Origin of the sequence: Halomonas sp. H33-56 (assembly GCF_040147035.1) — a bacterium.
Taxonomy (GTDB): Bacteria; Pseudomonadota; Gammaproteobacteria; order Pseudomonadales; family Halomonadaceae; genus Halomonas; species Halomonas litopenaei.
Window position 1 is genome coordinate 1139992 of sequence record NZ_JAMSHP010000001.1, and the last position, 13171, is coordinate 1153162.

At 65.7% G+C, this 13171-nt stretch carries 13 protein-coding genes; 3 read left to right on the forward strand and 10 right to left on the reverse strand.

Features of this window, described 5'->3' with window-relative positions; all coding sequences use genetic code 11:
* Positions 1–154: 154 nt before the first annotated feature.
* From lnt to miaB, 5 genes are all read right to left on the reverse strand, one after another.
* On the reverse strand, positions 155–1645 hold the full coding sequence (lnt, locus tag NFH98_RS05140; protein WP_222515514.1) for an apolipoprotein N-acyltransferase: 1491 nt from the start codon (positions 1643–1645) through the stop codon (positions 155–157).
* A gap of 60 nt (positions 1646–1705) precedes the next feature.
* Positions 1706–2572, reverse strand: a complete 867-nt coding sequence (locus tag NFH98_RS05145; RefSeq protein WP_045991790.1) for a CorC family transporter — start codon at positions 2570–2572, stop codon at positions 1706–1708.
* Positions 2569–3075 (reverse strand): rRNA maturation RNase YbeY, encoded by a 507-nt coding sequence (ybeY, locus tag NFH98_RS05150; RefSeq protein WP_222515513.1) that lies wholly within the window; start codon positions 3073–3075, stop codon positions 2569–2571. The genes NFH98_RS05145 and ybeY overlap by 4 nt, the downstream gene beginning before the upstream one ends.
* A complete protein-coding gene (locus NFH98_RS05155; protein WP_045991788.1) occupies positions 3072–4163 on the reverse strand; it encodes a PhoH family protein in 1092 nt (363 codons plus the stop codon). Before NFH98_RS05155 ends, ybeY begins: the two co-directional genes overlap by 4 nt.
* A gap of 141 nt (positions 4164–4304) precedes the next feature.
* Positions 4305–5648 carry a tRNA (N6-isopentenyl adenosine(37)-C2)-methylthiotransferase MiaB gene (gene miaB / locus NFH98_RS05160; protein WP_045991787.1) on the reverse strand — a complete coding sequence of 448 codons (1344 nt, stop codon included), beginning with the start codon at positions 5646–5648 and terminating at the stop codon, positions 4305–4307.
* 468 nt (positions 5649–6116) lie between these two features.
* Here miaB and NFH98_RS05165 point away from each other — a divergent pair, with 468 nt between their 5' ends.
* Together NFH98_RS05165 and NFH98_RS05170 are read left to right on the forward strand one after the other, a co-directional pair.
* Positions 6117–6743, forward strand: a complete 627-nt coding sequence (locus NFH98_RS05165; RefSeq protein ID WP_108131485.1) for a TIGR04211 family SH3 domain-containing protein — start codon at positions 6117–6119, stop codon at positions 6741–6743.
* A gap of 20 nt (positions 6744–6763) precedes the next feature.
* Positions 6764–7399 (forward strand): class I SAM-dependent methyltransferase, encoded by a 636-nt coding sequence (locus NFH98_RS05170; protein ID WP_108131486.1) that lies wholly within the window; start codon positions 6764–6766, stop codon positions 7397–7399.
* 88 nt (positions 7400–7487) lie between these two features.
* Here the strand turns inward: NFH98_RS05170 and NFH98_RS05175 are convergent, their stop codons facing one another.
* From NFH98_RS05175 to cysP, 5 genes are all read right to left on the reverse strand, one after another.
* Complete coding sequence (locus NFH98_RS05175; protein WP_045991784.1) at positions 7488–8075, reverse strand: YajG family lipoprotein; 588 nt, start codon at positions 8073–8075, stop codon at positions 7488–7490.
* Between the two features lie 236 nt (positions 8076–8311).
* Positions 8312–9454 (reverse strand): sulfate/molybdate ABC transporter ATP-binding protein, encoded by a 1143-nt coding sequence (locus NFH98_RS05180; RefSeq protein ID WP_349622307.1) that lies wholly within the window; start codon positions 9452–9454, stop codon positions 8312–8314.
* The gene (cysW, locus tag NFH98_RS05185) at positions 9451–10278 is read right to left on the reverse strand and encodes a sulfate ABC transporter permease subunit CysW (protein ID WP_108449783.1); all 828 of its coding nucleotides are present in this window, start codon (positions 10276–10278) and stop codon (positions 9451–9453) included. Before cysW ends, NFH98_RS05180 begins: the two co-directional genes overlap by 4 nt.
* The gene (gene cysT, locus NFH98_RS05190; protein ID WP_349622308.1) at positions 10278–11141 is read right to left on the reverse strand and encodes a sulfate ABC transporter permease subunit CysT; all 864 of its coding nucleotides are present in this window, start codon (positions 11139–11141) and stop codon (positions 10278–10280) included. The genes cysW and cysT overlap by 1 nt, the downstream gene beginning before the upstream one ends.
* Before the next feature lie 24 nt (positions 11142–11165).
* A complete protein-coding gene (gene cysP / locus NFH98_RS05195; RefSeq protein ID WP_239452512.1) occupies positions 11166–12119 on the reverse strand; it encodes a thiosulfate ABC transporter substrate-binding protein CysP in 954 nt (317 codons plus the stop codon).
* A gap of 337 nt (positions 12120–12456) precedes the next feature.
* Here cysP and rpe point away from each other — a divergent pair, with 337 nt between their 5' ends.
* Complete coding sequence (gene rpe, locus NFH98_RS05200) at positions 12457–13146, forward strand: ribulose-phosphate 3-epimerase (RefSeq protein ID WP_083970258.1); 690 nt, start codon at positions 12457–12459, stop codon at positions 13144–13146.
* The last annotated feature ends 25 nt before the right edge of the window (positions 13147–13171 follow it).

Genomic DNA, 13171 nt, shown 5'->3' on the forward strand with positions numbered 1-13171 from the left:
GTACACTGATCCCCACTGTTGTAACACGGTTGCAACACAACAACGCCGCGAGGGCGAGCCCTCGCGGCGTTGTCGTTTGTGGTGAATGTCGTTCGCGGCCAGAGCGCCGTCGACGGTCGTTGGCTTGCGTCGGCTTGCGTCGGCTTGCGTTGGCTCAGTCCCGCCGGCGCCACAGTGCGCCCGCCAGCAGCATCAGCCCGGCGACGAGCCAGGTGGGCCAGCTACCGGTGCGGGTGAAGGGCGTCAGCCCCTGCATCGGCTGTACCTGACCGTCCAGGCGCGCCGTCTCGAACTGGGGCAGCTGGTCGAGCAGGCGGCCCTGATCGTCGATGATGGCGGTGATGCCATTGCTGGTGGCTCGCATCACGTAGCGGCCGTTTTCCAGGGCGCGCAGCCGGGCCATTTCCAGGTGCTGGTGGGGGCCGATCGAATCGCCAAACCAGCTGTCGTTGGAGACGGTGAGCAGCAGTTCCGAATCACGGGCACGCTCGGCCACCAGGTCGGCGTAGATGATCTCGTAGCAGATGGCGTTGCCGAGGGTGTGACCGGCGGCGGTCATCGGCGGCTGCGTATCCGGTCCCGGCGTCATGGCCGGCATCGGCAGGTCGAAGAAGGCGATGGCGCCCCTGAGCAGGCTTTCCAGTGGCAGGTACTCGCCGAAGGGCACCAGGTGGGCCTTGCGATAGGCGCCACTGGCGTTGCCGTAGGCGCTCACGGCGTTGAAGAAACGCCCGTCGGCGTCGCGCTGAAGGATGCCGGTCAGCAGCGCCGTCTCGGGGGCCAGCGCCGCCTGGGCGCGGGCCATGATCGGCTGGGCCTGGTCCTCGAACATCGGCAGGGCGGCCTCGGGCCAGATAACGATGTCCGGCTCCACCGGGACGGTCGCCTCCAGGTCACCGGTCATGCCCAGATAGGTATTGACCGCCTGGCGCTGGCCTTCTGGCAGCCACTTGATCTCCTGGGGCAGGTTGCCCTGCAACAGGGCCACGTTCAGCGGATCACCGGTGGGCGAGGTCCACTGGTTCGGCAGCAGCCAGGGCAGGCCCCACAGCGCCACCAGCGGCAGGGCGGCCAGCGGTCGTGGCCGCGCGAGCTCCGTCAGCAGCACACCGCTGGCCGCCACCACCAGCGACAGCAGGTAGACGCCGCCCAGGGGCGCCAGCGCCGACAGCGGTGAGTCGACCTGGGTGCTGCCGAGCAGCAGCCAGGGAAAGCCGGTGAACAGCCAGGTCCTGATCCACTCCATCAGTACCCAGAAGCCGACGAAGCCGAGCCCGCCCGCCAGCGCGGTGGGGCGGGCCGGCATCAGGCGACGGAACAGCCCCATCGGCAAGGCGACGAATAGCGCCATGCTGGCCACGAACAGGGCGGTCAGGAAGAACGCCAGCGGTGCGCTGGTGTAGCCATAGTCGTGGATCGATACGTAGACCCAGGAGGCGCCGCTTCCGAACAGTCCGAGGCCGTAACACCAGCCGCGCAGCAGCGCCTGGCGTGCGCCCCGCCGATAGAGACCGGCGTAGACCAGGGCGGCGGCCAGCGGGGCCAGCCACCACCAGGAAAAGGGGGCGGCGGCGAGGGTCGTCAGCCCTCCGGCGATCAGGGCGGCAAGGTAGCCGGCCCTGCCGCCGAGCACTCGCTCGAGCATGGGGTCCATCCTTGGTGTGGGCGAGAAAGGCAAGGCGTCCCCGGGCGGGGACGCACGGGTTCAGTCGTCGGTACGGCTTTCGGGTTCGACCTCGAGCAGCCGGATACGCCGATTGTCGGCGTTGAGCACGGTGAAGCGCCAGCCCCCGATCAGAGTATGTTCGCCGCGCGCCGGCAGGTGGCCGAAACGCTGCATCACCAGTCCTCCCAGGGTATCGAACTCGTCGTCGGAGAAGCGCGTGCCGAAGCGCTCGTTGAAGTCCTCGATGGGGGTCAGGGCACGCACCGCGTAGCGGTCATCGCCCAGCTGGCGGATGTCCTCTTCCTCGTCGGTATCGTGCTCGTCTTCGATGTCGCCGACGATCTCCTCGAGGATGTCCTCGATGGTGACGATCCCGGCGGTGCCGCCGTACTCGTCCACCACCACCGCCATATGGCTGTGGGTGTCGCGGAACTCCTTCAACAGGCTGTTGAGGCGCTTCGACTCGGGTACGAACATGGCAGGGCGCAGGACTTCTTCAAGCTGGAAGGGGCGGTCGTCGCTGGACCCCTGCAGCAACGGCAGCAGGTCCTTTACCAGCAGGATGCCCTTAACCTCGTCGAGGTTCTCGCCGATCACCGGGTAGCGTGAGTGACCGGTCTCGAGAATGATCGGCAGGTAGTCCTCCAGCGGCTGATCGAGCTCCAGGGCGGTGACCTGGGAGCGCGGGATAAGCACCTCCCTGACCTGCTGGTCGCTGATGTTCAGGGCGCCTTCGATGATGGTCATGGCATCCTGCTCAAGCTTCAGGCGGCTGCCCGCCTGGCGCAGGAATTCGCGCAACTCTTCTCGCGAACTGGGTTCGTCACTGTCGCTGGACAGGGCACTGAAGAGTTTGTCGAACCAGGATTTGTTGGGGGCCTGGCTACTCGATCGGTCTTCGCTCATGCGTCGGCTCTCTCGTCCTCGCTACCGGGATCCGGAGATGGGGCCGGCGGGGCGTAAGGGTCGTCAATGCCCAGGCCGGCAAGGATACTGCGCTCGAGGCCTTCCATGAGGTCGGCCTCCTCATCCTCGATATGGTCATGGCCCAGCAAATGCAAGGTGCCGTGCACGACCATATGAGCGTAGTGATCGATCAGCGACTTGTCCTGCTCGCGTGCTTCGCGCACGACCACCGGATGGCAGATCACCAGATCGCCAAGCAGCGGAAGCTCGAGGCCTGGCGGGGCCTCGAAGGGGAATGACAGGACATTGGTCGGGGCATCCTTGCCACGGTAGTCACGGTTGAGGGTCTGGCTCTCGTCGGCGTCGACCAGGCGAATCGTGAGTTCCGACTCCGCCCGTTCGGGGAAGTGGGCCAGCACGGCGTCGACCCAGCGCTCGAGGTCATCGACCTCTGGCAGGTCGCTGGCCTCGCTGGCCACCTGACGGTCCACGCAGGCGCTCATCGGTGGGCGTCTCCGTCACCGTTCATGGACTGTAGACGCTCGGCACGCTCCAGCCGACGCTCTTCGGCACGCGCCTCGCGGCGAGCGCGCTCCTCGGCTTCCTGGTTGGCCTCGAACAGGTCGTAGGCCTCGATGATACGCTGCACCAGCGGGTGGCGAACCACGTCCTTGGCGGCGAAGTGGGTCACCCCGATACCGGCGGTGTCCTTGAGCACATCGAGCACCTGGATCAGGCCGGAGCTCTGGCCCTTGGGCAGGTCGACCTGGGTCACGTCGCCGGTGATCACCGCGGTGGAGCCGAAGCCGATGCGGGTCAGGAACATCTTCATCTGCTCGCGAGTGGTGTTCTGGCTCTCGTCGAGAATGATGAAGGCATTGTTCAGGGTGCGCCCGCGCATGTAGGCCAGCGGCGCGATCTCGATCACCTGGCGCTCGATCAGCTTGGCGACTTGCTCGAAGCCGATCATCTCGTACAGGGCGTCATACAGTGGGCGCAGGTAGGGATCGATCTTCTGGGCAAGGTCACCGGGCAGAAAACCGAGCTTCTCGCCGGCTTCCACCGCCGGGCGCACCAGCAGGATGCGTCGCACCTGCTGCTGGTTGAGCGCTTCCACCGCAGCCGCCACCGCCAGGTAGGTCTTGCCGGTGCCGGCGGGGCCGATGCCGAAGTTGATGTCGTGGTTGCGGATGCTGGTGACGTAGCCCTGCTGATTGAGGCCGCGCGGCTTGATCAGGGTGCGCGGAGTACGAATCAGCACCTCGCCCTCGCCGGCGTCTTCTTCGGCGTCCTCGTCGAGGGCCTCGATGCCGGCTTCCTGCAGGAACAGGTGCACGGTGTCCGGGGTCAGCTCGGTGGCCTCGGCCTCACGATAGAGGTGTTCCACCAGGTTCGCGGCCGCCTTGACGCGAGCGCCGGGGCCGGCCAGCTGGAACATGTTGCCGCGGTTGCGCAGGGTGACGCCGAGCCGGCTTTCGATCAGTTTCAGATGCTCGTCGCGCTGGCCACACAGGTTGGCAAGACGGCGGGGCTCGTTGGGTTCGAGGTTGAGCGTGATGATGCGGTTGGCCTGGGTCGATGGCTGGCTCAAGGCGTGAAGAATCCGTGTTTGGGTGGCTTTGAAGGTTCAGCTTACTGCCCCGGCGTGGGCCAGGGCAATGCTCCGGGTCCTGTGCGTTGGCGATCGTCATGGTGAAACGGCCAAGCCGCCCGTCCCGGAGCAGGGCGAGCCTCAGTAGCGCTCGCCGGAAGCCAGTTCGCCACGCAGCGAGTTGGGCAGGGCCTCGGTGATCTCGACGTCGACGAAGTAGCCGATCAGCTCGGTGGGGTTGGCCGCGCGGAAGTTGACCACCCGGTTGTTCTCGGTGCGTCCGGACAGCTGGCCCGGGTCGCGGGGCGAGAAGCCGCTGACCAGCACACGCTGGGTAGTGCCCACCATGCGCCGACTGATCTGCATCGCCTGCTGGTTGATGCGCTCCTGCAGGATCGCCAGGCGCTGCTTCTTGATCTCCTCCGGGGTCTCGTCGTCAAGCGCCGCCGCCGGCGTGCCCGGGCGAGCGGAGTAGACGAAACTGAAGGACACGTCGAAGCCGATGCGATGGATCAGGTCCATGGTCGCCTCGAAGTCCTCCTCGGTCTCGCCCGGGAAGCCGATGATGAAGTCCGAGGAGAAGCTGATGTCCGGGCGCAGGGCGCGGATGCGCTCCATCTTGTCGACGTACTCTTCGACCGTGTGACCGCGCTTCATCGCCGCCAGGATGCGGTCGGAACCGGCCTGCACCGGCAGGTGAAGGTGGCTGACCAGCTCCGGAATCTCGGCGTAGGCCTCGATCAGGCTGTCACTGAATTCCACCGGGTGCGAGGTGGTGAAGCGGATACGGTCGATGCCGTCGACCGCCGCCACGCAGGCGATCAGTTCGGCCAGATCGATTTCGTCGCCGTCGTCGTTGAGCCCGCGGTAGGCGTTGACGTTCTGGCCCAGCAGGTTGATCTCGCGAACGCCCTGGTCGGCCAGGTGGAAAACCTCGTCCATGACCGCCTCGAACGGCCGCGAGACCTCCTCGCCACGGGTGTAGGGCACCACGCAGAAGGTGCAGTACTTGGAGCAGCCTTCCATCACCGAGACGAAGGCGCTGGCGCCGTCGGAGCTGGGCTTGGGCAGGTGATCGAACTTCTCGATCTCGGGGAAGGTGACGTCCACCACCGAGATCTGGTTGTCACGGCTGGCGTCGAGCATGCTCGGCACCCGGTGCAGGGTCTGGGGACCGAACACCATGTCGACGTGGGGGGCGCGCTTGCGAATGGCCTCGCCTTCCTGACTGGCCACGCAGCCACCGACGCCGATCACCAGATCGGGGTTGGACTGCTTGAGCTTCTTCCAGCGACCGAGCTGGTGGAAAACCTTCTCCTGGGCCTTTTCCCGAATCGAACAGGTGTTGAGCAGGATCACGTCCGCGTCCTGTTCGTTGTCGGTCAGTTCCATCTGATGGGAGTCGCCGAGCAGATCCGCCATGCGGGCAGAGTCGTACTCGTTCATCTGGCAGCCGTGGGTCTTGATGAAGAGTTTCTTCGTCATAGCAATATGTCGGGCTCCCGGCCCGATGGGCACCAGGGGTGCCTGGTCACGTGAGTGGTGGTGAATGGGCGCGAGACTGGCGGTCGAACGACCGTGGCGCATGGTGGCGCATTATACGCACCCGGCCCGGGTGGGGCCAGTTTGCCGAAGTACCGGCCAGGGACCAGGGCAGGGCGCGCGGAGATCCCGGTGGATCTTGGTCCACCGGCCGGGGTATCCCGGTGAGCCAATGTGATAGTCTTGCGGGCGGATGGGAACGCGGGCTGGCTATTTTATGACCATTTTGTGCCAACCCCAGGTGTCTCGCCCGCAGGACAGCGATGTCCAGCGGTTTTCCCGACACTTGTCCACAGGAGCTGTGGAACGTTTGTCACCCTCCTTGGTCTCATCGCACGTTGCGGCTTGGCAGGAAGCCGGCGCAGCGTCACTCGAGTCGCAACCGAGCCCAGATTAGCCAGGAAAGACGGCATGAAAACGCAATTTCTCAAGACAGTGACCCTGGGCCTCGCCCTGACCGGCGCCGCCCTGCCGGCGATGGCTCAGGACGACGGCACCTCACGGTGGGTGTCGGACGAACTCACCACCTATGTGCGTAGTGGTCCCACCGACGGCTACCGCATCGTCGGCACCTTGACCGCCGGCCAGCCGGTGACCCTGCTGGACACCTCCGGCGACTATTCCCAGGTCCGAAGCGACAGCGGAGACGTGGTCTGGGTCCCCAGCAGCGAACTGCAACAGACCCCCAGCGCCAGCGACCAGCTGCCCAAGCTCGAGGCAAGGGTGGAAGAACTCACCGAGGAGCTCGACGGCATCAACGAAAGCTGGGAAGAGCGCACTCGGACCATGACCGAGACCCTCGAGGTGCGCGAGAGCCGCATCGCCGAACTGGAAGCACGCAATCATGAGCTGGAGAGCGCCTTCAGCGATATCAGCGAGACCAACAAGGACCTCGAGGCTCGCCTGGAGACCCGCAAGGAAGACCTGCTGATGCGCTACTTCATGTACGGCGGGGGCGTCGCCGGGGCGGGCCTGATCGTCGGCCTGATCGTGCCGCACCTGCCGCGGCGTCGGCGCAAGCGCGACCGCTGGTTCTAGCACCCGGGACAGAGAATTCGATGCACGAACACTGGTTGAAACGCTGGGAAGAGGGGCGCATCGGCTTTCATCGCGATAGCGTTCATCCTGCACTGATCCGCCACTGGCCGATGCTCGGGGCGGTTCCCGGGACCAAGGTACTGGTGCCGCTGTGCGGCAAGAGTCTGGACATGCGCTGGCTGGCCGAGCATCAACATCCGGTGCTCGGCATCGAGCTGTCGGAGCGCGCGCTCGAACAGTTTGTGGAAGATGGCCGAGGGGAGGTGTCGCGCTACCAGCAGGACGGTTTCGCGATTCTGCGTCAGGGCAGTATCGAGCTATGGTGCGGTGACTTCTTTCACTTCCATATCGCCCAGGCCTCGGAGATCGGCGCCTTCTATGATCGCGCCGCCCTGATCGCCTTGCCCGAGGCCACCCGCCAGCGCTACGCCTTTCACCTGGCCCAGCTGATACCGCCTGGCGCGCGGGGGCTGCTGGTCAGTCTGAGTCGGAGCGGCGACGAAGGTCCGCCGTTCCATGTGGACGGCGCCGAGGTGAGGCGGTTGTTCGACCCCAACTTCATCGTCACCCACCTGGAAGACGGCGAGCCCGAAGCCAATGGCTTTCGTGAGTCGGTCTGGGCGCTGGTACGGCGTGGTCCCACCACCGACGAGTGATTGAGTGCATCCAACCAAAGTGCGCCACCCACAAGGGGCGGCGCGCTGTCGTGTGCCTGCCTGGCCCGCCCCGCGGGGCGGGCGAGCGTCAGCGGGCCAGCAATTGGCCCAGCTCCGGGTCGGCGAAGGCCCGGTTCAGACCGTCGGTGAGCAGGTCGGTGACCATGCGCTGATTGGTTGCCTTGTCCGGCTTCACCGCATAACTCTGCACGCGGCGCGAGGTGTAGGTGCCGGTGTAGGTCTGGCCGTCATTGCTGGCTTCGGCCTCGATGACGCTTTCCAGTCTGGCCTCGTCCACCAGCGGCTGACTCTGGCCGCGTTCATAGCTCAGCTTCTTCAGCGTCAGCGTCAGGCTGGGGCGGCCCGGAGCCGGTTCGGCGGTGGGGCTGAAGCCCATCTCGCGCACTGCCCGCTCCACCTCGGCCTGAAGCCTCGGCACGATCTCGTGGGGGCTGACGCTGATGGTGGCGGTGGAGCTTGCGCTGCCGCTGCGGGTACCGAGCACGTCCGAGGGGCGGTCATCGGCGGCGATGACGGTGACCGCCTGGCCAGAGCCGGAGGCCGGCACGGCCACGCTGCGCTTGGGGTCGGGCTGCAGATGGTGGGGGCTCGAGCAGGCGCTGAGCGCGAGCAGCGCGGTCACTCCAGCGGCGCCCAACAGAAGGCGACGAAGCATAGGGGAACTCCTTGTCGTGTTATCGGTAGAAATCGCACCGTAGTGCGCACTCGTCGGACGAGGCTTTGCCTGGACGGGCGATAGTACGTCTATCAGAGGGGGGCGTGCAGCAAAAGTTCCTGGGCTGATCGAAGCGGACAAGGCCCGCCAGGCGGGCGTCTGCGCCGGATTAGCGGCGCTTGGACAGTGGCGCCACCCTTGGCGGCGCTTAGACGGTGGCGCCGGATTCTCGGCGCTTAGACAGTTGCGCCGGATTCTCGGCGCTTGGCACCACTCTTGGCGGATCTATCACCCGACACGTCCGGTTGCTGGCTATCGGGCCGACTGTCTGGATAGTGGTGCCAGCGGCGGGGCAGGGCGTAGACCCGGGAGCCACGGCCAAGTGCCAGGCGTTCGGCGTCGCCATGGCTCAGGGTCGCCATCCAGGGCTCGTCCATCCAGTCGGCGTTCAGCTCGATGCGCACTTCGGCGCCCACCGGGACCACCGCGGTGACCACCGCGGGCAGGTGAGCGTCGGCACTGGGGGCGGCGGCCACCTGTACCTCGTGGGGGCGCAGCAGGATTTCCTGAGGGCCGTCGTCCAGGTCCAGTGTCAGGCGCGCCTCACCGCAGGTCAGCACGCCGTCGCGAACCTCGCCTTCCAGATGATTGACGTCGCCGAGGAATTCGAACACGAAGCGATTGCGCGGTTGACGGTACAGCGTCTCCGGGGTGTCGATCTGCTCGATACGGCCGTTGCTCATCACCACCACACGGTCAGACAGCTCCAGCGCTTCCTCCTGGTCGTGGGTCACGAACACGCTGGTGAAGCCCAGCTCGTCGTGCAGGTGCCTGAGCCAGCGACGCAGCTCCTGGCGGACCTTGGCATCGAGCGCCCCGAAGGGTTCATCGAGCAGCAGCACCTCTGGCTTGAGGGCCAGGGCGCGTGCCAGCGAGACACGCTGCTGCTGCCCGCCGGAGAGCTGCGCCGGGAAGCGTTCGGCCAGGTGAGACAGCTGCACCATCTCCAGTAGCTGCATGACCCGGGAGCGGATCTCACCGCTGGACGGACGCTCGCGGCGGGGCAGCACAGTCAGGCCGAAGGCGACATTGTCGAACACGCTCATATGGCGGAACAGCGCGTAGTGCTGGAACACGAAGCCGATACGCCGGTCACGTACGTGGACATGGGTCACGTCGCGTTCGCCGAACAGAATGCGGCAGTCGGGGTGGTCGTCCGGTGTCTCGAGCCCGGCGATGATCCGCAACAGGGTGGTCTTGCCGGAACCGGACGGGCCCAGCAGGCCGATCAGCTCGCCGCTGTTGATGTCCAGGTCGATGGGAGACAGCGCCTGGGAGCGTCCGAAGTGCTTCTGGATATGGTCGAGACGAATGCTCATGTCAGGGCCTCCCGGCGCGTCGCGCGCCATTCGAGCGTGGCCTTGGCGGCCAGGGTAAGCAGGGCGATCAGCGCCAGCAGGGCGGCGCTGGCGAAGGCGCCGACGGTGTTGTAGTCCTGATACAGAAGCTCCACGTGCAGCGGCAGGGTGTTGGTCTCGCCGCGGATGGCCCCGGAGACCACCGAGACCGCGCCGAATTCACCCACCGCCCGGGCGTTGGTCAGGATCACGCCGTAGAGCAGGGCCCAGCGGATATTGGGCAGGGTCACCCGGCGAAACAGCGTAAAGCCGCGTGCGCCGAGGGTTACCGCCGCTTCTTCCTCGCGGGAGCCCTGGGCCTGCATCAGCGGGATCAGCTCCCTGGCGACGAAGGGGCAGGTGACGAAGATGGTCACCATCAAGATGCCGGGCCAGGCGAACATCAGCTGGATGTCGTGGGCATCCAGCCAGCCGCCGATCCAGCCGTTGCGGCCGTAGAGCAGCAGGTAAACCAGGCCCGCCACCACCGGCGAGATGGCGAAGGGGATGTCGATCAGTGTCTGCAGCAGGCGCCGTCCGGGGAAGGCGAAGCGGGTCACCAGCCAGGCCAGCATGACTCCGAAGACCAGGTTGACCGGGATCGTCAGCAGGGTGATGAACAGGGTCAGGCCGATCGCCGCCAGGGTGAAGTGATCCGTGACATTGGCGATGAAGGGCCCGACACCCTCGGCCAGGGCCTGGGCGAAGATGGCCAGCAGCGGCAGCAGCAGAAACAGTGCCGAGAGCGTTACCGCCAGCGCGATCAGGCTGCGCCTGAGCCAGGGGGCGTCACCGATTCGTTGCATCAGCCGCGTCCTCCGTGCAGTCGGCGAATAAAGCGTCCCTGCCACAGGTTGATCGCCAGCAGCAGCGCCAGCGAGGTCGCCAGCACCACCGAGGCGATGGCCGAGGCCCCCACGTAGTCGTACTCCTGCAGCTTGACGAAGATCATCAGCGAGGTGATCTCGGTCTCGTAGGGCATGTTGCCGGCGATGAAGATCACCGCACCGAATTCGCCCAGGGAGCGCACGAAGGCGAGCCCGGTGCCGGTGACCAGGGCCGGCCACAGGTGGGGCAGGATGACCCGACGAAAGGCCACGCCGTCGCGGGCGCCCAGACTCATGGCGGCTTCGTCGATTTCCGCGGGCAGGTCCTCGAGCACCGGCTGCACCGTGCGCACGACGAAGGGGATGCTGGTGAAGGCCATGGCCAGGGCGATGCCGACCCAGGTGTAGGACACCTGCCAGCCCAACGGCTCCAGCAGCTGTCCCATCCAGCCCTTGGACGAGTAGAGCGTTGCCAGGGTGATGCCGGCGACCGCCGTGGGCAGCGCGAAGGGCAGGTCCATCAGGGCATCGAGCAGGCGCTTGCCGAGGAAGTCGTAGCGCACCAGCACCCAGGCCATCAACAGCCCGAACACGGCGTTGACCAGCGCCGCCACCAGGGCGCCACCGATGGTGGTGACGTAGCTTGCCACCACGCGGGGTTCACTGATGATGAACCAGTACTCGGACAGCGACAGCCCCTTGAGCTGGCCGACCAGGCCGGTCAGCGGCAGCAGCAGTACCAGCGAGACGAAGGTGAGGCTGATGCCCAGAGACAGGCCGAAGCCCGGCAGCACGCGGCGCCGGGCGGATCGGGCAAAGGGCAGGGAGATGGCCTTGTGCATGGGATAGGTCGCTTGCCTTGACGATCAGCGACGCTGCAGCTGGTCCAGCTCGCCGCCGCTCTTGAAGTGGGTGTCCATGGCGCTGTCCCAGCCACCGAACACGTCCTGAACCTCGAACAGCTCGGTCTCGGGGAAGCTATCGGCGAACTCTTCCTTCACCGCTTCGTTGTGGACGCGGTAGTTGAAGCCTGCCAGCTGGCGCTGGGCCTCCTCGGTGTAGAGGTAGTCGAGGTAGGCACGGGCGAGCTCGAGGTTGCCGTTGCGCTCGGCGTTCTCCTCGACCACCGCCACCGGGAACTCGGCGAGGATGCTGACCGGCGGCACGATGACGTCGTATTCGTCGCTGCCGTACTCGTCACGGATATTGTTGACCTCGGACTCGAAGCTGATCAGCACGTCGCCGATGCCACGTTCGATGAAGCTGGTGGTGGCGCCGCGGCCGCCGGTGTCAAACACCTTCACATTGCCGAGGAAGTCGCTCATGAACTCGCGCACCTGGTCCTCGTCGCCGTCGAAGTTGCGCTCGGCGGCACCCCAGGCGGCCAGGTAGGTATAGCGGCCGTTACCGGACGTCTTGGGGTTGGGGAACACCAGTTCGACGCCCTCGGCGGCCAGGTCTTCCCAGCTCTCGATGCCCTGGGGGTTGCCCTTGCGCACCAGGAAGGCGGTGGTGGAGTAGTAGGGCGAGGCATTGTTGGGCAACTGGCTCTGCCAGTCTTCCGCGACCAGGCCGGCATCGGCCAGTACCTGGACGTCTGTGACCTGGTTGTAGGTCACCACGTCGGCCTTCAGGCCCTGCAGGATGGCGCGGGCCTGGGCGGAAGAGCCGCCGTGGGACTGCTTGATGGTCAGCTCACCGTCATTCTCTGCCTGCCAGTGCTGCTGAAACGCCGGGTTGATGGCGGCGAACAGCTCGCGGGCGATGTCATAGGACGAGTTGAGCAGCTCCTTGTCCTCGGCCATTACCGGCGAGGCCATGGCACCGCCGAGGCCGGCGGCCAGGGACAGGGACAGGGCGGTACGGCGCAGGATCGGGGGCAGCTTCATGTCGGGGTTCCTTGACGTCGGGGGTGGGCCGGGGAAATCGGCGGATCGCAACGAAGGCTAAGGCTAATTTTAAGGAATTACAATCCTGTTTGTTAAAACTGTTTGGAATATAAGATGTCGCAAGGCGCATACTATAGACGACTGCAACCGGACGAATCGGCAGAAGACGTGGAGGAAGATCGCTGATGCGGGCGGGACCAACTGCTAGAATGCCGCTTTTCGTCGAGCCCTTGTGGCCTCCACCATGACTCTCTCCTCGGATGACTCCATGAACGACTTCCTGATCGCGCCTTCGATCCTGTCCGCTGACTTCGCCCGCCTGGGAGAAGAGGTCGACAACGTGCTGGCATCGGGTGCCGATATCGTCCACTTCGACGTGATGGACAATCACTACGTGCCTAACCTGACCATCGGGCCGATGGTCTGTGAGGCGCTGCGCAAGCATGGCGTCACCGCGCCCATCGATGCCCACCTGATGGTCAAGCCCGTGGATCGACTGATCGGTGACTTCATCGATGCCGGTGCCAGCTACATCACCTTCCACCCCGAGGCCTCCGAACATATCGATCGCTCGCTGCAGCTGATTCGTGACGGCGGCTGCAAGGCGGGACTGGTGTTCAACCCGGCGACGCCACTGTCCTACCTGGACTACGTGATGGACAAGGTCGACATGGTGCTGCTGATGAGCGTCAATCCGGGCTTCGGCGGTCAGTCGTTCATCCCGGCGACGCTCGACAAGCTGCGCCAGGCGCGTGCGCGCATCGACGCCAGCGGACGGGACATTCGTCTGCAGGTGGATGGTGGCGTGAAGGTAGACAATATCGCCGAGATCGCGCGCGCCGGGGCGGACACCTTCGTCGCGGGCTCCGCGGTGTTCGGCGCGCGTCGCGACGAGGACCCCCACGGCTACGACAGCATCATCGCCGACTTTCGCTCGCGCCTGGCCTCTACGCGGTGATTGGCGATTCGGACTATGCTGGCTC